Here is a 19245-nt window from a genome sequence, read left to right as displayed (position 1 = left end):
TATTCAAATTTGTTATCAACTTGCAAAAAAAGTAAATTTAGCCGGAATTAAAATTTAAAAAAATGAGAACTGTACATATCTTAATATTTGTTGCCTCAATCCTGATGCTTTCCTCTTGTGTTTCTACAAAACAATTCACTGATGTTCAGGACAAATTAAAAAGCGCCACCCAGGAAAATGAAGTGTTGAAACAGTCGAACATGAGGCTGGAAACAGCTAATCGTGAGTTGGAAAGCGCCAACCGGCAGCTTACCGAAAGAAACAAAGATTTGAATGCCCAGTTGGAAGAGGCGCTTTATAACCTCAATGCCCAGAAACAAAAATATGCCGGATTGGAAATCGACATGCAAAACCTAAACCGGCAGCTCGACATTTTAAAAACCGGCAGCACTTCGGAAATTGAATTACTGATGGAAGAATTGCAAGCTGCCCGCCGCGATTTAAACCTTCGCGAAGACCGGCTCCGTGAGGCTGAAAAGGAACTGGAAGACAGGAATGCACGCCTGATTGAACTACAGGAAGTTTTAGCTCAGAAAGACCAGGCAGTGAAAGATTTGCGCGAAAAAGTTATGCGGGCACTCACCGGTTTCACCGATAACGGGTTGACTGTTCATGAAAAGAATGGGAAAGTTTACGTTTCTATGGACGAAAAGTTGCTGTTTAAAACCGGGCAGTGGGCTGTGGATCCAAACGGACAAAAGGCCTTGCGTGATTTAAGCAAGTTGCTGGCCGAAAATCCTGACATAAACATTATGGTGGAAGGCCACACCGACGATGTTCCCATGCGCGGCTCGGGCGAGGTGAAAGACAACTGGGACCTGAGTGTAATGCGCGCCACAGCGGTTACAAAAATTCTTACCCAGAATCCGCAGCTTGATCCGGAACGCATTATTGCCGCTGGTCGCAGCGAATACGTTCCTCTGGTTCCTGAAAAAACCCCGGAAGCCCGGCAAATGAACCGCCGCACTGAAATAATTCTTACTCCAAAACTGGATGAATTGCTGGAGATTCTGGAATCTAACTGATTTTTAATCGCAAACAATCCTGCAGATTTCAACCAACCCGTCCAACGTTAACAGTAATTCCACATTTTTGATATTTTTCGTTAGTGGTGCTATTACTGAGCTCAATCCGCCGGTAGCCACTACGGTAAGTTTTTCACCCAGTTCCTGCTGCGTTCGTTCAATCATGGAATCAACAAGTCCGGTAAACCCGAAAATAATTCCCGACTGAATGGCATGTACCGTGTTTTCGCCCAAAACCGAGGGCGGTGGAGTTAAATGAATCTGAGGCAACTGGGCAGTTCCGCCTGCCAACGCAGCAACGGCCGTATGCAACCCGGGTGCAATAGCCACACCTTTTATTTCACCATTTTTACCGATTGTAGTAAATGTGAGAGCAGTACCAAAATCAATAACGGTAGTTAATTTTCCAAATTTTTTATGGGCTGCAACCGCGTTGGCTACCAAATCGGCGCCAATTTCGTAAGGATTTAAAATTTTGATGGGCAACTTCGGGTAAATATCGGGGCCCACAATTGTAATGTTTGTACCGTTGAGCAATCCCGTCAGCATTTCGGTAAACGGACGAACCAGCGAGGGGACCACACTGCTCAAAATGATGTTGTTTACATCGGTCCGGCAAATTTTGCCAGCCGAAAGCAACGAGCGGAAAATAACTTCGTATTCATCGGCTGTCTTTTTATGGTCGGTTTGAATGCGCCAGTGGTTCAGCCACTTCCCGTTATCGTTCACTCCAAAAACGATGTTGGTGTTTCCTATGTCAATTGCTAATAGCATTACTAAATTTTCTTTATTGTCTTGATACCTGCTACTAAAAGTCTCAGAATCTAATCTTCAAAACAAACTTAACTGATTATCTTTTTCTTCCGGCTTTTTGGGTGGATTATTTTTTATTTGCTGAATGAGTTCATGCTGTATAGAACTGAGAAACGGACTTTTAGGCAGGTTAAATTTTCGTCCGCGCAGCGTTCTGCTCCGGGCATGCGTGAGATACAACAGTTTTTTTGCACGTGTCATTCCCACGTAAAGCAATCTTTTTTCTTCTTCCACATCCACTTCGGTTTTGTAAAGATTGTAAGGTAGCAATCCTTGTTCACAGCCCGGAATGAAAACACACTCGAACTCAAGTCCTTTGGAAGCATGAAGCGTCATCAGCGAAACAGCTTCGAGTTGCCGGTGCGTGTCTGTTCCCGAACCCAATGCAAGAAAATCAAGGAATTCATTCAAATTTTTCATTTCTCCGGCCAATGCGACAAAACGGCTCCACTCATCGTTTTTAAATTTCTGATTTCCCATGAATTGTTCTTTCACCCAATGCAGAAAATCAACCGGTTTCCCTTCATTCATTTTCTTTTGGGCCCATTCAAACTGCGCGGCAGAAACCGGTTGTTTTTTGAGTTTGAAAAGCGGTTGTGCCTGTTCATAGTTTTTCATGGAAAAAGCCTGAAGCAAGCTGGTAAATTCGATAAACGGTTCTTCACGAAAAAACGGAGTCGTTCCAACTTCCTGGTAAGGAATGTGGTGGTCGCTCAATGCTTTGGCAATGGCATCGAACTGGTTGCGGGTGCGACACAAAACAGCCAAATCGGAGAGACTGGAAATGCCTTCGTTTTTGTCGCCGTGGGTTACTGAGCTGTCAATGGAAAAGAAACTGACACCGCCCACCAGATCCATTATTTGCCGGGCAATAAATTCAGCTTCGGCAGCGCCTGTGGGTTGTTCCGAAACAGAAACCTGAACACCTTCAGAAAGGCCTTCCAAAAAGCCGGAAGGTTCTTCCAGCACATTAGCCGAAGCCGAAAGTATGGTTTGTGAGCAACGATATGAACGGGTGAGCCGGAACACTTTAGCACCAGGGTAATCTTTTTCAAACTTTTTGATGTAACCGGCGTTTGCACCACGAAATCCATAGATGGACTGATTTGCATCGCCTACCACGCAGAGGTTGGAACTGGCATCGGGAGCAAGTTGCCGCAACAATTCGTACTGCGCATCGTTGGTGTCCTGGTATTCATCCACAAAAATGTACCGGAACCGCTTTTGAAAAGTGGCTTTTACTGCTTCATTTTTTCTGAAAAGCTGCAAGGGTTTGGCAATCAAATCATCCAAATCGAAAGCATTGAGTTTATGCATTTCCGTTTCATACTTTCTGAAAGGTTCTGTTTCAGCTTTGGTGCCATTTTTTATCTCAGAAATTTCGTTGCTCAACTTTTTAGCTTCGCCTGATTTCACCCCGGAAAATGATTTGATGATTGCATGTTTCAACCCCTCATCCACCAATATAAAGTTTTCACTTCGGTTAAATTCTGCATTGAATTCTTTTAAAACAGAAAGACCGAAAGCGTGAAAAGTAACCACAGTAACTTCGCCGGCTTTTGATTTGTTTTTCAGCAAAATTTCCAGCCTTTCCCTGAGTTCGCCGGCAGCTTTGTTGGTAAATGTAATGGCCAGAATTTCTTCAGGTTCGGCCATGTGATTTCCCACCAGCCAGGCAATTTTACTGGTGAGGGTTTTGGTTTTTCCGGTTCCCGGTCCGGCAATTATCAACGAGGGGCCTTCATTGTACTGAACAGCAGTAAATTGATCCGGATTTAAATCATTGAAAACCGGTTTTTCAGTAACTATTATTTTGTATTCTTCCGCTTTTTCAGCAGCCAGATTTTCATTCTGCTCTTTTTGATGCAACAATTTTTGAATGTCCTTCAAATCGAATTGAATCAGTGCTCGTTTTTCAGGTGGTGCCGGTTTTACCATTTGAAAAAGAGAACCTGTAGCTTCGAAATTTTTTACCTCACCAGGCCTGAAAACACTGATTACACCATATTCACCGTCATATCCTTCCTGAATGTAAATTTCACGGTTGCGCATTCTTCGGATCGCCTCGGCCAGAGTGGAAGAGGTTTTTGCCTCAATTTCCTCCAACGGAATTTCCAATAAAATATCCAGCTCTTTTCCCAGCTTTCCCAAAGTTTGCATGTATTCGGCTTCTACTTTTTTCGATTTCACGCCAACTCCTTCAATTTCGGCCAGCATTTCTTTTAACGGAATAATGGAACGGAAGGGCAACTTGTTGGGGCGGCTTTCAATATTTTCCCGGTCTGATAACTGAATTACCCGGTTCATCACACCAATTGTCACCGGCTTCCCACAAACCGGACAAATGGATTTGTTGCGGAGCGTTTCCGCCGGATTCCAGCAAACGTTGCATTTCCGGTGGCCGTCATAATGGTATTTTCCTTCTTGTGGAAACATGTCGATGGTTCCCAAATAATTCTCCGGTTTTCCGGTTCGCAGCGCTTCAGTAATGCTGTGGTAACTGAGTTCAGTATTGAAAACGTTGGCGTTTCGTCCCAGCCGGTCGGGCGAGTGGGCATCGGAGTTGGAAACCAGCGTAACATTGTCGAGAAACGAACAGAGCCAATTCATGGGTGGATCGGTAGAAAGGCCGGTTTCAATAGTGTGAATGTGGGGCGATAAGTCTGCAAAACACTCCTCCAGGGAATCGAACCCCGATTTGGAGCCGAGCATGGAAAACCAGGGGGTCCAGATGTGCACCGGAATAAAGTAGTTTTCTTCGCTGCAATCGAGCACAATTTCGAGCAAATCGCGGGAGTCGAGCCCCAGGATTGGCCGCCCGTCGGAAGTGAGGTTGCCGCCCAGGTTCAGCAACTTCTGGTTAATTTTTTCTGCTTCTTCAAATCCCGGGGCCAAAACCACGTTGTGCACTTTGCGCACTTTATCGCCACGTTTGTAAATATTGCTGATTTCAGCCGTGAGTATAAAACGTGTTTCGTTGTCGCCAAAAGGTGAATCGAGCCGGTACTCCTTTTTCAGTTTGAATAAGCCGTTGCCGTCGGGTTCGGTTTTTTCTTTCAGTTCGGCCAGCCAGCCGGGGTGGGTAAAATCGCCGGTGCCAACAATTTTGATTCCTTTCAATCCGGCGTGATAGTCGAGGTGTTCGGGTGTGAGCGTTTTACTGGTAGCCCGCGAAAAATGGGAGTGGATATGTAAATCGGCGATAAACTTCATGATAAAAATTTACCTGAAAAGATAAGGGTTTTCACCGGCACAAACGAATTCCAAAAACAGATTTTGTTCTCCATCTTTTAAAAATTTACTGAATGTTGCTTTTTATTTGTGTTTTTCGCGATTAAACAAATATGATATTTCCCTCCTTTTGGAAATGGAAATTTTGCTAGCTTGCACGCTGAAAAATGTAATTCATAAAAAATTATGGCAAGCAAAAAAGATTTAAAAAAAGATATTGACATGCTGATGTCAATGGTACTTAACGACTGTTTTTACGTATTGGAATACAATCCAAAAGTAGATACAAAAGCCGTAATGAAAATTGCAGAAAGTATTATGGAAAAACACAGCGAATTTCGCTTAAGAGTCAATCACCCCGATGGAAAAGACAACCCGAAACTGGTAAAAAAATATTACAATGAACTTGCTGCAGATGTTTTAACCGTTGCCGATGATGCTTTTGAAGCACTTTCTGCGGAAGTTAAAAAAGTGGCCTGATTCATTTTTTAACAAGTTCGAAATCCTTGTGAGCAACTACCTTTCCACTGTAATAAGTAGTTAGTTCCCAATAACCTAACTTATCTTCAAGGGGTTGCCATGCACAGTCGCCAAGGTAAAATTGAAAATCATTGGTTCTGATGAATTGATCGCCTTCGAAAGGTGGAACAATTTTGCCGTTTTCATCTTTAAATGGTGGGTGTTCAATTTTAAACGAAAGAGTTTCACCCTTCCCCCCATTAATTTGCAGAACGTATCCGAATTCAGTTCCAATTTCAGCTTCTATGCGGGTAGTAAAATTAAGGATATGAGGAATTTTCGCACTTTCACGATTCCACTTTGAATATTCCCCGTAACTAATCATTTTAAACACTGGTTTACGTTTTGCCATCATTAAAAATCTTTTACAGCATATATAAATTTAGTTGAACTGAACATTAATATACTATTTTTACGCCGAAAATATTTAAAAGGTGGTTTTTATCAGGGAAAATATCAGGCTGTTGTTTGCTTTGTTTGTGCCGGTATATATTTTTATCGCACAAAGTTCACTTCAAAACAGGCATACACATATCAGTGCCAACGGCATAGTTATTTCTCATTCCCATCCGGTTAACCACGATAAAAATGAACCACTAAACGCACATGACCATTCAGATTCGGAAATTTGTTTTTATCACCTCGTATATTTCGATTATTTCTCCCATTCGCCTGAAATTCAAATCATAATTCAGGAAAATTCGTTACGGGAAAAATATTACGTTACGGATGAAAAAAGCAAACAGCAATTCTCAATACACAGAAACTTTTCCCGCGGTCCTCCTTCATTTTTTAATTTTTTTGCTTAGCAGGTCATACCGGTATTTATTGTTTTTGAATTGAAAATATCCCTATAAATTGGGATTTTACAGTAAAACGGTCCTGTCTATTTTTGCGCCTGATGAAGTGTTTCAATTAACCAGTTAAAATGGTGGAGGAAATCCATCAACCGCTAATTTTTAAAAATGAGATTTAATTCAGTATTCAGTTTATCTGTATTTCTTATTGTTTTTTCTCTTTCGGGGTTTACAAATGAGCCTGAAAATAGATCAAATACCGATGCCATGCTTTTTGGCGATGTAAAATCGGAGGGCGATCATATTCCGTTTGCAACTGTGGTGATACAAGGAACAACTATTGGTACAGCAGCCGATGCCACGGGACATTTTAAACTCACCGATATTCCACTGGGAAAACAAACGGTATTGATTTCGGCAGTAGGGTACAAACCTTTTTCTAAAGAAGTGGAATTTAAACAAAAAACCAGTGTTACTATTTTGGCTGAATTGGAGTCCGACAACATTGGAATTGAGCAGGTTGTTATTTCAGCCGACCGGAATGCCAAAAGCCGCAGTAAAACGCCAACCATTGTAAATAGTATCAATCCAAAGCTGTTTCAACGTACACAAAGTATAACATTAAGCGATGGACTGAACTTTTCACCCGGACTTCGCATGGAAAACAACTGCCAGAACTGCGGATTTTCGCAGGTGAGAATGAACGGCCTTGAAGGACCCTACACTCAAATTCTGATAAATTCACGCCCGGTATTCAGCGGTTTGGCGGGTGTTTACGGGCTGGAACTCATTCCGGCCAATATGATTGAACGGGTGGAAGTCATCCGCGGAGGAGGTTCAGCCATGTATGGCAGCAATGCCATTGCCGGCACTGTAAACCTGATTACCAAAGACCCCATCGCCAATACGTTTTCCATTTCAGGTAATTATGGTTCATTGGGCCAGGCAGATGCACACGAGCCTGTTGGCGATTTTAACCTGAATCTGGATGGATCTTTTGTAACAGATGATTACCGAACAGGATTATCCATTTTCGGATTTTACAGAAACCGAAATGCGTTCGATGCCAATGGCGACGGGTTTACCGAACTGGCTTCCATTGAAAACAGCACCCTTGGCGCCCGGTTTTTCCAGCGGGTTGCAACCCGTGGAAAACTTACGTTCGATTATTTTCATATTAACGAATTCAGAAGAGGAGGCAACAAACTTGAACTCCCTTTGCACGAAGCCGACATTGCAGAGAGTGTTGATCACGCCATTCACTCTGGTGCCGCTACCTTCGATTTACTTCTGCGCGATGCAGATAAATTTTCTGCATTTTTTTCGGCTCAGCATGTTAACCGGGATTCGTATTACGGAGCGAACCAGGATCTTTCTGCCTACGGATTAACCACCGATTTCACTTTTGCATCCGGAGTTCAGTACTTAAGACAAATCGACTACCTGTTTTTTGCCCCGGCTGCTGTTACCAGTGGTTTGGAATTAAACGGTAGCTGGCTGCAGGATGACAAACTCGGCTATTACGATTTTAAAGAAGACATCCACCGTGGAAATACCAAAGTAGCAAATCAGCAACTTTCCACCAGGGCAACATTTTTACAGTCGGAATGGAGCCGCGATAAATGGATAGTTACTACCGGCATCCGTTACGATAACTACCAGGTTACTGACAATAACGGAGAAAGCAAAAAAGTTTCAGGAAACGTTTTTAGCCCGCGCTTAAGTTTCCTGTACAACCTTAACCGTAACCTGCAGGCCAGACTTGGTTTTGCCAGAGGGTTCAGGGCACCGCAAATTTTCGATGAAGATTTGCACATTGAAACATCAGGTTCGCGGCAGGTTTTACACCGGAATGATCCGAATCTGAAACAGGAAACGTCAAACAGTTTTTCGGCTTCGTTAAATTATACTTACGAATCAGGGAAATGGCAATACCAGTTTCTGGCTGAAGGGTTTTATACCAGCCTGAACAATCCATTTGCCAACGAATATGGTACACCCGATGAAAATGGAGTGGTAATTTACACCCGCACAAATGCCGAGGATGGTGCAAAAGTGCAGGGAATTAATCTGGAACTTAATGCTTCGCCTTCAAACAGGTGGCAGTTACAATCGGGTTTTACTTTGCAGAAAAGTGCTTTTGAAGAACCGCAGGAGTTTGACGAAACACGATTTTTCCGCTCACCTGACAGGTATGGTTATGCCAGTCTGAATTTCCAGCCCTCACCACGATTAAGCCTTTCGGCAACAGGCAACTATACAGGCCCAATGCTTGTTCCTTACTTTGGGCCACAACTCGAAAATCCGGAAGCGGGTGAATTGCGAAAATCAATGTCATTTTTTGATGCCGGACTTAAAATTTCTTACTCCACCCGAATTACTGACTTGGTAAAAATGGAATGGAATGCCGGGGTGAAAAATATATTCAACTCCTATCAAAATGATTTCGATTCAGGCATCGATCGTGACCCGGCATACATTTACGGGCCAACATCACCCAGAACAATTTATTTTGGAATCAGGCTGGGAAGTCTTCTGTAAACATAAAACCGAATAAAAAACAGGCTGCTCTACGAACGGGCAGCCTTTTTTATTTGCGGCACACAAAAGATTATTAATTTTGTGGCGTTCTATGATTTAGATAAAAGATATACGATGAGTGAATTGGATGACCTGAAAAAAATAAAAGCCAAAGAACGGCGGAACAATATAATTGTAATAGTGCTTGCGTTAGTTCTTGTTGCCGTAGGAGTTTTGTATTACCTGCAAAACAAGGAACACCGGGTAATTGTAAATGAACTGAATGCCGAAAAGGACTCTATTCAAATGGAATTGAGCGGCCTGGTGGTGAGTTACGATTCGTTACAAACCGAAAATGATACCATTAACGACCAATTATTTGTAGCACAGGCAAAAGTGAAAGATTTACTGATAGAAATTGAGCAAACCAAAAGAGTAAGTCTGGAGAAAATCAACTCCTACCAGAAACAGGTAACTACCTTACGCACCATCATGCGCGATTTTGTGGTTCAAATAGATTCACTCAACCGCCGAAACCAGGAGTTAATGGCAGAAAACCTGGAAGTAAAAGAACAATTTAAACGATCGGAAACTGAAAAACAGCAGATAAGTGAAGAGAAAGACCGGCTTCAACAAAACCTGCAAAGGGCTGCAGTGCTTCAGGTGCGTGAATTGATGGCCGAAGCGCTGAATTCCAGGAATAAAGATACCCGGTTTGCCAGTCGGGCAGAACGCATAAGAGTCTATTTCATTATAAACGAAAACATTACCGCCCGAAGAGGCAGCAAAAATATTTATGTGCGCATTATGCGCCCTGACCAGTTGCTGATGAGTAAATCGGCCGACAATCTTTTTCAGTTTGAAGATTTGAGAATTCAGTACTCAGCCATGCGCGAAGTGGTTTACGAAGGGCACGATTTGCCCGTGGCCATTTTCTGGGACAACACCAACGAACCCGAATTGATGGCGGGAACTTACACCATTGACTTGTTTGCCGACGGACACAATATTGGAACCACTACACTTGAATTGAGGTAAGAACCAGGTTCAAAAAAAATTGGTCTGCCATTCACTTGACAGACCAATTTTTTTTTGCCATTACTCTGCTTTCAGGCGTGCATAAAAATAGGTTCGGTAACCTGCGATAGTTCAGTAAGTTTTTGAGTTTCTTCAGCAGTAATTTCGCCAAATCCATCCATAAACTCCAACGCTTTTAAAAACAGCGTATTTTTTCCCGGAGGAACTGCCGCAGTAATATTTTTCGACAAGGTATATTTTAACGCCATTTTCATAATTTCCTCATCCAAAATAGGCTTGTACCAAACATTTTTGTAAAATTTCTGTTCGCCATCTTTCAGTCGGGTCAGAGCCATGGCTTTGAGCGCTAGAATTCCCATGCCCTGTTTTTCAGCTTCGGCATAAACCTGCGGGCCGAAATCACCGGCATTCCAGCATGCAAAATTGATGGGGAACAAAATGGAATCGAAAGCGTAATTTTTCATAGCCAACATGGCAGCATCAACCGAGTGTGCCGAAAATCCAAGGTACTTCACCTTACCGTCTTTTTTGGCCTTTTCAAAAACTTCCATAGCGCCGCCGGGGGCAAAAACCTGTTCCACCTGTTCTACCGAACTTAAAGCATGAAGCTGGTACAAATCGAAATGGTCGGTTTGCATCAGCCGGAGTGAGTTCTCCAGTTCTTGCTGTGCGCCCTCAGCGTCGCGTTTGCCGGTTTTGCAGGCCAGAAAACAATTATTCCGGTAAGGCTTCAGTGCCGGGCCAAGCCGTTCTTCAGCATTTCCGTACGAAGGAGCAACATCGTAATAATTTACGCCCAATTCGTAAGATTTGGCCACCAGTTCGTTGGCGAAATCCTGCGGATTATCGTTCAGCATAATACCGCCAAAACCAATAACGGAAAGTTTTTCTCCGGTTTTACCCAGTACCCTTTTCGGAATTTCATAACTGGGTGAAAAATTACTTCCAAAACTTCGGATGACAGGAATTGTTAATGCCAGGGTTCCCATGGCGCTGTTCCTTATAAATTTTCTTCGTTTCATATTGAGTTAATTAAATGATTTAATCTTGCAAAAAGACCTTAAATATAACGATTTAAAAATTGCATTACCAGTTTTTCATCTGCAATTATTATCGCTAAAAACAAAAAGGTGCCATGAACTGACACCTCTTTGAAACCCGGGAAAAGTACTATTCATGTCCGTGATACTTAAATGAAATTTTCATTTTCACGCGATAGTACTGAATTTTACCTTCATGCAGATGCATATCCATCTTGCAAACTTCAGCAATACGCAAATCAGATAACGACTCGGACACACGGGCGATGGCATTTTGGGCTGCTTTTTCCCACGACTCGGGACTGCTGCCCACAACTTCGATAATTTTGTAAATACTGTCAGACATAATAAATTGTTTTAAGGTTTTAAGAATTTTTATTAATGTCCTCTTTTACGATACTTCACCTGTTTTGTTTTAAACATGGAGACAAAATTCTGTATTTATGTTTTAAAAGGAAACCACAAAAAGGAGTTAGAATGCCTGTTTCTTCATAAAAACAGAATCTGCTGAGAAATCCATTACATGTTTCACCACACCGGTATAATCCTGAATTCCCTTTTCTATTTTATTGGCTTTCAGGTAGGCGTCGTTTGCTTTCGAAGCAGCCTGATCGATCTTTTCATTTCGCAACTCCAGCCAGTGTTCCCTTATTTTTCTGAAATCGGCTTTAACTCCTTCATCCAGTTTTTCGATAATTTGAGGAAGTTCTTCCAGCCGATTTCCCTGGTAAAGAAAGTACCTGAGTATAGCCAGGTTTGCCGAATATTGCAGGTGTTTCGATTCGCTTTGAGAACAAACCACCCAGGCATAAAAATTGGCTTCGGCCTCGCTGGTTATTCCAAACTGGTGAGCCTTTTCATGTGCCAAAACAAATGGATATTCCAGCGGCAGGTTGTGCCGGTTTATATGCACTTCGTTAAAAAATGGCCCGTAATAGCCCGAAATTCCTGCCTGCGCAAAAAACCGGCTCAGGGTAATTTCTTTGGCTCTTCGTCTTCCCAGGGGATATTGCAACTTTAATACCGGGGCCCATTTTTCAAAAGAAACCTCAACAAGTGAATCAATTTCGGCTTTTGTGATGCTTTCAAAATCAGTTCGCGATGCATTTACCTGTTCAACCAGGTTTTCAAACACCCTGATAAAATTTTCAGTGGCAGGTTTTTGTTCAGATATTTCCAGGCGCTGGTTCAAATCGCTCCGGTAATAATTGAAACCCCATAAAAAGTAGAATGAAATATAAACCAGCGCTAAAATGTTCAGCCCAAGTTTTAAAGCAAACTTCCACGATATTCGTTTTAAAAAACCGAACAGAATCAGTACGACGGGCAACAGAATTAAAAACCCGTAAAACAGGTCACCCAGCGAGAATGGGAACAAATTGCTTAAAAATGAAAGAAATGTGGCAATAACCGGATAAATTCCCTGCGTGTAGTATTTTTCAATCCAAACCGGGTTTCGGGCAGCCAGTTCTGTCAGAAAAAATGTAAAGACAGCAAAAAGCGGGAGCAGAAACCAGCGCAGGTTTTTTATTTTTTTTCTATGTTTTTTCATTCGAAACCAAAATGTTATCCATTCATTTTTGCCAAAAATAGAAAACTCTCGGATGAACGAATAGTTTGAGGTAAAAACTTATTTTTGAAGCTGAATTATTTTTTATGATTTATTGGCATAAAAAACATCGCAAAGTAAAAGTTTTGCTCCTGATAATTTTCAGCCTGACTTTGTCGCCTGAATCTTTCGGGCAGTCGCGGAGCACCAAAGACTGGACCGATTTTGGCAGCAGCCATGTGAACAAATGGATTCAGGTGGCCCCCGGAACTATGGGGCCGAATGCACTTCCCGTACCCGAAATGGATTACGCGCTGGTTGCAGGTTCATCGAGCCTGGAAACCGGCATCCACACCCATTTTATGAAAGGCGATACGGCTGTGAATTCATTTCTGAGTATTCGATGGATTGTTGTTCCCGAAAAAGTGGAGGTTCGCTTTTGGGGTTTCCCCACCGAAACATTCAGAATGACAAACGAAAAAAGAGACGAAAGGCAAATTTACTACGACGACCCCGGCTGGATTACCCACCAGGGCGATTTGTGGATTAGTACCCGAATTCAGGTTTTAAAAAATCACAAAAAACTGCCCGATATCACCCTGAATTATTCGTTTAAAAACACAACCGGATTAATGAAACATGGCCGCTATTCCGATGCCGGCACCAACTATTTTTACCTGGCGCTCGGAAAGAGCTTTTTCCCAAAAACCGGAATTTTGGACGAATTGCGCATTGCAGGTTTGGGCGGATTCTATTTGTGGCAAACCAACAAGGTGGAAATGGCACAAGACGAAGGTCCGCTGGTTGAAGCAGGATTGAAATTGCGCAAAAACAACTTTTCGGTAGCCAACGAAATTGGCGGATATTTTGGATACGATGTGTATGAATTTATTGGTGTGACCGGCAACAATGACCCGCTGGTGTACCGGCTGAATATTGAAAAATCAGGCAAATCAATCGACTGGAAGGCTGAATTTATTACCGGAATAAATGATTACCACTACCATACTTTTAAAATGGGAATAACCTACCGGTTTGGTGCGGAAAAAAAGTAATTCTAACTTTTCTCATCTGCTGTAAATACGGTCAGCATACTTTTTGTATAATTGCAAAGTTTTGTTATCAATCATAATATGATTAAATTAATTTCAACCGCGATTATTGCATTATCTGTATCCATTTCAGTTTCCGGCCAAAATGAAGAATTGAGGGCACAAAAAATTCATGCAAAGGCACTGACCGTTGATACCCACGTTGACACGCCGATGGCTTTGCTCAACGAAGGTTTTGATGTGGGACAGCGAAATGAAGCTCCCCGCAGCCGTGTGGACTTTGTGCGCATGAAAGAAGGCGGACTGGATGCCATCTTTTTTGCAGCTTTTACCGGCCAACGGGAACGGACTGCCGAAAATACGGAAGAAGCCTACAAAAGGGCACACCAGATGATTGATTCTACCTGGGCGGTTTGCAAAAAATACAACCACCTGGCCGAAGTTGCTACCTCATCTGCCGATGCCGAACGGCTGAAAATTGCCGGAAAGCGGGCCATTTACATTGGCATGGAAAACGGATTTCCGTTGGGAACTGACATCAAACGTGTTCAGGAATTTTACAACAAGGGAGTGCGGTACATTACACTAAGCCATTCCAAAAACAATGAAATCTGCGACTCTTCGACCGATGCAGCCGGACCGGAACATAACGGCCTGAGTAAATTTGGAAAAAAGGTGGTAAAAGAGATGAACCGCCAGGGAATTATGGTTGACGTTTCACATATTTCCGACAAGGCATTTTTCGATGTAATGAAACGCAGTAAAGCGCCGGTAATCGCGTCCCACTCCAGTGTGCGCGCCTTTGCCCGTCATCCACGCAACATGACCGACGACATGATTAAAGCACTGGCCAAAAACGGCGGTGTTATTCAAATCTGTCTGCTCGATGACTACATAAAAGACCCCGACACCACAACAGTTCGCTACAAAAAAATGCAGGAGCTGCGAAAAATTTACAACACTGAATTTGAGTCGATGACCGATGAAGAAAAAGCAGCCTTCAGGCAAAAATGGCGCGAAACCGGTGAAAAATATCCAAAGGACTTGCCAACCGTTGCCGATTTGGTGGACCACATTGACCATGTAAAAAACCTGGTGGGAATTGACTACGTAGGCATTGGCAGCGATTTTGACGGTGGCGGCGGTTTGGCCGACTGCGAAGATGTGAGCCAGATGCCCAACATCACCCGCGAAATGGTAAAACGGGGTTATACCGAAGAAGAAATTTTGAAAGTGTGGGGCGGCAATTTTTTCAGGGTGTTCAGGGAAGTGGAAGAGTTGGCAAAAAAATAAAATGAGCCGGAAAAATCCAGCTCTGAATTTTGTGGGTTGTACTGGATTCGAACCAGTGACCCCTACCCTGTCATCCGCCGGCTGGCGGACTAAACCAACTGATCTAACATTTTAAATGGAATCAATTATTCTTAATTAATTCCCATACAAATCTTCTTCCAGCTGCAGTTTTCAGTTGCTTTTCTCTTTTTAATGCTGCTGTTTTTGTCGCACATTCTTCGGTGTAAACTAATTTCCACGGTTGGAATTTACGCGTCCAACCTTTATTTCGTTCATCATTATGTGATTGTAATCTTTTTTCAGGATTTTCGCTGTACCCAATATAGATCTTATCGGATTTTGATGAATATAGTGCGTAAACAAAGTACATTCTGAAAGTTTATGTGGGTCGTACTGGATTCGAACCAGTGACCCCTACCCTGTCATCCGCCGGCTGGCGGACTAAACCAACTGATCTAACATTTTAAATGGAATCAATTATTCTTAATTAATTCCCATACAAATCTTCTTCCAGCTGCAGTTTTCAGTTGCTTTTCTCTTTTTAAAGCTTCTGTTTTTGTCGCACATTCTTCGGTGTAAACTAATTGCCACGGTTGGAATTTACGCGTCCAACCTTTATTTCGTTCATCATTATGTGATTGTAATCTTTTTTCAGGATTTTCGCTGGACCCAATATAGATCTTATCGAATTTTGATGAATACAGTGCGTAAACAAAGTACATTCTGAAAGTTTATGTGGGTCGTGGCAGATTCGAACTGCCGACCTCATGCCTGTCAAGCATGCGTTCTAAACCAACTGAACTAACGACCCCCTACCCTGTCATCCGCCGACTGGCGGACTAAACCAACTGAGCTAACAACCCCTATCCCTGTCATCCGCCAACTGGCGGACTAAACCAACTGAGCTAACAACCCCTATGCCTGTCATCCGCCAACTGGCGGACTAAACCAACTGAACTAACGACCCCTACCCTGTCATCCGCCGGCTGGCGGACTATACCAACTGAGCCCTGCCGGCAGGCAGGCAGGTAACAACCCAAGTGCCGGCAAAATTAGTACAAAATTTCAGATGAATGACAGGGAAAAACAGAATTTAGGAGTTTACAGGGAAAAACTGAACTTAAAAAGCTAATTTTAACGCAACCTAATTTTAAACATTTGCATCTTACGAAAAACAGAATTATGAAAACCTTACAATATATATTTGGAGCAATAATAACCGGACTGTTATTAACTTCCTGTGACAAAGAAACCGACAATTTATCTACAGTTTGCGACCAAACGGTTATTGTAAGCAAAGAAAAGTACAATACTGCACCCAATGACCAGCTTACGATAAACAGTGCCGAAATAAATGCTGATTGTTTAGAAATTAATTTTGCCTCAAGTGGCTGCAGCGGAAGTTCCTGGGAAGTAAAGTTAATTGATTCAGGGATTATTCTTTATTCCAATCCACCTCAAAGAAATTTACGGTTGTCTTTAAAAAATCAGGAACTGTGTGATGCCTATATTGGGAAAGAAATAACGTTTGATGTTAAAGATTTACAAGTCGATGGAAATAAGGTGTTACTAAATATTACAAATTCCGGTGACCAGATTTTATACGAATATTAAAACAACCCAAAAGGTTAGCTAAACAGCCAAAACAAATTGAATATGAAACTTTACGACTTCAACAACAATAAAATTACAGGAATTGCCCTGTTTGTCATTTTAATGCTGCTTTTGCTTTTAAAAATGATTTTTTAACGCAACCAATACCATTGAAAAACCATCATGTTAAAAAAAACTATTCCAATGAAAAACAATATTTTTTACAAAAGTTCCGCTCTCCTTTTAGTAGCTTCAATGACACTGTTTTCCTGCGATTTATTCAACCTGAACTGGGGAGGAAACAAATATACCATTGGCCACTTTCCAACCTCGCCGGTTAATTTAGAGGAATTTAATACGGAGTTCGACGATTACAATTCCGACATCCCCGTTTTTTTGGATGTTTTTCCTTTTTGTTTTTCATCGAACAGAAACAGCAAAGGTGAAAATTTCGATATCGTTTACAAACTGATGTCGGTGGAATTTTCGAAAAAAAACGGGAAACTTGACATTTATGAAGAAACCCGAGCCAATCTTTCTGTTCATATTGAAAATGAAAATATCAATAAGGCGCTAAACAAAATCAATTCACCTTTTGACGAGTTTGGGCCCTGCCTTATTCCCATGGGAAGAACCAGTGGCGGAACGAATATGAACGGAAGGTTTGAAACTTACATTTTCCTTTATTCAAACAATTCAAACGGAAATCAGGATATCTTTTTTACTCAGAATCTTGAAAATGAAAATTATGAAGACCCCATTGCTGTTGAATTTCTAAATTCAGATTTTGATGATGCTTATCCAACCTTCAATAACAATAACTCTGAAATTTATTTTACGTCAAACAGAGGCGGCAAATTTGATATTTACAAAGTTGAAACCGACAACAGCAAAGAAATCGTTGAAATTTTAGCTGAAAACAGTTCAGCGTCCGTTGAAAAAGATGGTGTTCTTTCTTCCGGATTTGATGACAAATGCCCGTCCATTACCAATAACATACTGGTTTTTGCCTCGAACAGAGTCGGCGGATTTGGCGGGTACGATTTGTATTACTCCGTTTTTGAAAACAGAAAGTGGAGCGAACCCGTCAATTTTGGGAGTGAAATTAATTCGGAATACGATGAATTCAGGCCCATTGTGCGATCCGATAAATGGGAATTCGACAACGACATGATGATTTTTTCATCGAACCGGCCGGGCGGAAAAGGCGGATTTGACTTGTATTTTGTTGGTATTGAAAGAAAAAAAATTACTAATTAAAATAACAATGAAACAGATTCTAATCATTTTATTCATTGCATTAACAACAACTGCTTTTGGGCAAACGCATATTATAGGAATGCAGGTAGGTCTGAATCTTACAAACATATCAGCTAATGAAATCTTCTATAATTCAGAAATGAGAGCTGGATTTACTGGCGGAATTACCTACGACCTCAAACTTTCCGACAGATACCGAATTGGAGTAGATGTTTTGTATTCGCAGCAAGGATTTTCTGAAAAATTTAGTCTCGTTGATGAATATGGAACGTATTACGGGGAAGTAAATTCTGAAATGAATTTTGACTATATGAGTATTCCCATAAAAATTGGATACGAAATAGGAAATAAAATAAAGATTATTCCAAAAATTGGAATGGTGCCTGCATTCCCGGTTACTGCAGAATCAATTATCCCTAAACTAAACGATTCAAAACTAGTTATCGGACAGGAAACGGTTGATCAAATGGATTATATTTCAAAATTTGACTTTGGAGGATTAATTGAGATTGGCATTGAACGTGCTTTGTCAGAGAAACTTATAATTTGTTCGGCGTTAGCTTACAAACATAGTTTAACTACATTTTCAAATATAGACTATTTTGGCGATCACAATTTGAGGCATTATGGATTTTCAGTTTCAGTGGGAATAAAACATGGACTATCCCCAAAAAAATAATAGCGTTGAAAATTGATGAAGAGAACAATAATAATATCACTGTTCATTTTCAGCATTGAATGGGTTCATGCACAATTTGCTGAAAATCATGCAATTTATCTTTCACAGGAACTAAATTTCGGAAATTACATCGGACTAAATGCAGACCTGAATTACGTATATAACGAACGGTTTTCTTTAAAAATCGGATACAATGGGAATATCCGAAAACCAAAATCACAACCTGAAGATTACTCCTCTGGTTTGATAAAAGTAATGATTTTGGGATTGGAAAATCCTTATGATCAAATTGAAAATTACCAAATTGCTTTTGGAAAAATTGACAGGTTAAACAAAAGTGGAACAATCAGGATCAATTTTTTAGTTGGAATAGGTTATACAATAATAAGAGAGCCTGAAAACTGGCAAAAGATTGATGATGGATCTTTTTTTTTCGAAAATTATACCTGGAATTACAAAAGAAACAATGCCGCGAGCCTGATTATCAACCCAAAAATTGAGTTTCCATTTACATCGGTTTTTGGATTAACCGTTTCGCCTATGCTCGAAATAAATAAATACAGAGTTTATTATGGCGTTGGGATTGGAACAATGCTTGGATTATTGAGAAAAAGAAAAACAAAACCAAATTAAACCTGAATGATACATAGAAACTGAAACCACCTGCAAAAAATCAACGTCATTTTTCAACTACATTTTTTCTTATCAAACAAATGCTTTTAACACACGAATACGGATTTACCGGGAATTTTTATCCTTAATGTTATGATAAAATTGTATTTTGTCCCTTCATTTTAGCAACAAATTAAAGAGTTAAAATTAATGCTGAAATCGAA

Annotated in this window: 18 protein-coding genes and 1 tRNA gene; 10 read left to right on the top strand and 9 right to left on the bottom strand. The window is 41.2% G+C overall.

Features of this window, described 5'->3' with window-relative positions; genetic code table 11:
* Positions 1–62: 62 nt before the first annotated feature.
* Positions 63–1025 carry an OmpA family protein gene (locus tag ACESMA_RS08855; RefSeq protein ID WP_372948437.1) on the top strand — a complete coding sequence of 321 codons (963 nt, stop codon included), beginning with the start codon at positions 63–65 and terminating at the stop codon, positions 1023–1025.
* A gap of 3 nt (positions 1026–1028) precedes the next feature.
* Here the strand turns inward: ACESMA_RS08855 and ACESMA_RS08850 are convergent, their stop codons facing one another.
* Positions 1029–1799, bottom strand: coding sequence for a type III pantothenate kinase (locus ACESMA_RS08850; protein ID WP_372948436.1), 771 nt, complete (start codon positions 1797–1799; stop codon positions 1029–1031).
* 57 nt (positions 1800–1856) lie between these two features.
* Entirely contained in the window at positions 1857–5051 is a 3195-nt protein-coding gene (locus ACESMA_RS08845; RefSeq protein WP_372948435.1) for a UvrD-helicase domain-containing protein, read from the bottom strand.
* A gap of 204 nt (positions 5052–5255) precedes the next feature.
* On the opposite strand from ACESMA_RS08845, the gene ACESMA_RS08840 reads away from it, so the two are divergent.
* Positions 5256–5549, top strand: coding sequence for a hypothetical protein (locus tag ACESMA_RS08840; RefSeq protein WP_372948434.1), 294 nt, complete (start codon positions 5256–5258; stop codon positions 5547–5549).
* A gap of 1 nt (position 5550) precedes the next feature.
* On the opposite strand, the gene ACESMA_RS08835 is transcribed toward ACESMA_RS08840, so the two are convergent.
* Positions 5551–5943, bottom strand: coding sequence for a DUF3859 domain-containing protein (locus ACESMA_RS08835; RefSeq protein WP_372948433.1), 393 nt, complete (start codon positions 5941–5943; stop codon positions 5551–5553).
* Positions 5944–6553: 610 nt separating this feature from the next.
* Between ACESMA_RS08835 and ACESMA_RS08830 the strand changes: the two genes are divergently transcribed.
* A complete protein-coding gene (locus ACESMA_RS08830; RefSeq protein ID WP_372948432.1) occupies positions 6554–8926 on the top strand; it encodes a TonB-dependent receptor in 2373 nt (790 codons plus the stop codon).
* Positions 8927–9040: 114 nt separating this feature from the next.
* Positions 9041–9943 carry a hypothetical protein gene (locus ACESMA_RS08825; protein ID WP_372948431.1) on the top strand — a complete coding sequence of 301 codons (903 nt, stop codon included), beginning with the start codon at positions 9041–9043 and terminating at the stop codon, positions 9941–9943.
* A gap of 71 nt (positions 9944–10014) precedes the next feature.
* Here the strand turns inward: ACESMA_RS08825 and ACESMA_RS08820 are convergent, their stop codons facing one another.
* The 3 genes from ACESMA_RS08820 to ACESMA_RS08810 form a co-directional block, all read right to left on the bottom strand.
* Positions 10015–10965, bottom strand: coding sequence for an aldo/keto reductase (locus ACESMA_RS08820; RefSeq protein WP_372948430.1), 951 nt, complete (start codon positions 10963–10965; stop codon positions 10015–10017).
* Positions 10966–11113: 148 nt separating this feature from the next.
* On the bottom strand, positions 11114–11329 hold the full coding sequence (locus ACESMA_RS08815) for a dodecin family protein (RefSeq protein WP_372948429.1): 216 nt from the start codon (positions 11327–11329) through the stop codon (positions 11114–11116).
* Between the two features lie 126 nt (positions 11330–11455).
* Entirely contained in the window at positions 11456–12535 is a 1080-nt protein-coding gene (locus ACESMA_RS08810; protein WP_372948428.1) for a DUF3810 domain-containing protein, read from the bottom strand.
* Between the two features lie 104 nt (positions 12536–12639).
* Here ACESMA_RS08810 and ACESMA_RS08805 point away from each other — a divergent pair, with 104 nt between their 5' ends.
* The gene (locus tag ACESMA_RS08805; RefSeq protein ID WP_372948427.1) at positions 12640–13587 is read left to right on the top strand and encodes a hypothetical protein; all 948 of its coding nucleotides are present in this window, start codon (positions 12640–12642) and stop codon (positions 13585–13587) included.
* A gap of 78 nt (positions 13588–13665) precedes the next feature.
* The gene (locus ACESMA_RS08800) at positions 13666–14877 is read left to right on the top strand and encodes a dipeptidase (RefSeq protein ID WP_372948426.1); all 1212 of its coding nucleotides are present in this window, start codon (positions 13666–13668) and stop codon (positions 14875–14877) included.
* A 121-nt stretch (positions 14878–14998) separates the two neighbouring features.
* Here the strand turns inward: ACESMA_RS08800 and ACESMA_RS08795 are convergent, their stop codons facing one another.
* From ACESMA_RS08795 to ACESMA_RS08785, 3 genes are all read right to left on the bottom strand, one after another.
* On the bottom strand, positions 14999–15247 hold the full coding sequence (locus tag ACESMA_RS08795; protein WP_372948425.1) for a GIY-YIG nuclease family protein: 249 nt from the start codon (positions 15245–15247) through the stop codon (positions 14999–15001).
* A gap of 103 nt (positions 15248–15350) precedes the next feature.
* Positions 15351–15599, bottom strand: coding sequence for a GIY-YIG nuclease family protein (locus tag ACESMA_RS08790; RefSeq protein WP_372948424.1), 249 nt, complete (start codon positions 15597–15599; stop codon positions 15351–15353).
* A gap of 14 nt (positions 15600–15613) precedes the next feature.
* Positions 15614–15688, bottom strand: a tRNA-Val gene (locus tag ACESMA_RS08785).
* Between the two features lie 371 nt (positions 15689–16059).
* On the opposite strand from ACESMA_RS08785, the gene ACESMA_RS08780 reads away from it, so the two are divergent.
* The 4 genes from ACESMA_RS08780 to ACESMA_RS08765 all read left to right on the top strand — a co-directional run bounded on the left by ACESMA_RS08780 (position 16060) and on the right by ACESMA_RS08765 (position 19042).
* Entirely contained in the window at positions 16060–16491 is a 432-nt protein-coding gene (locus ACESMA_RS08780; RefSeq protein WP_372948423.1) for a hypothetical protein, read from the top strand.
* A 183-nt stretch (positions 16492–16674) separates the two neighbouring features.
* Entirely contained in the window at positions 16675–17730 is a 1056-nt protein-coding gene (locus ACESMA_RS08775; protein ID WP_372948422.1) for a TolB family protein, read from the top strand.
* Between the two features lie 7 nt (positions 17731–17737).
* The gene (locus tag ACESMA_RS08770) at positions 17738–18409 is read left to right on the top strand and encodes an outer membrane beta-barrel protein (protein ID WP_372948421.1); all 672 of its coding nucleotides are present in this window, start codon (positions 17738–17740) and stop codon (positions 18407–18409) included.
* Positions 18410–18424: 15 nt separating this feature from the next.
* Positions 18425–19042, top strand: a complete 618-nt coding sequence (locus tag ACESMA_RS08765) for a hypothetical protein (RefSeq protein WP_372948420.1) — start codon at positions 18425–18427, stop codon at positions 19040–19042.
* Positions 19043–19245: the final 203 nt, after the last annotated feature.

Origin of the sequence: Mariniphaga sp. (assembly GCF_041687215.1) — a bacterium.
GTDB lineage: Bacteria > Bacteroidota > Bacteroidia > Bacteroidales > Prolixibacteraceae > Mariniphaga.
The sequence above is the reverse complement of the archived record's forward strand: the minus strand, read 5'-3'. Positions and strand labels throughout refer to the sequence as shown.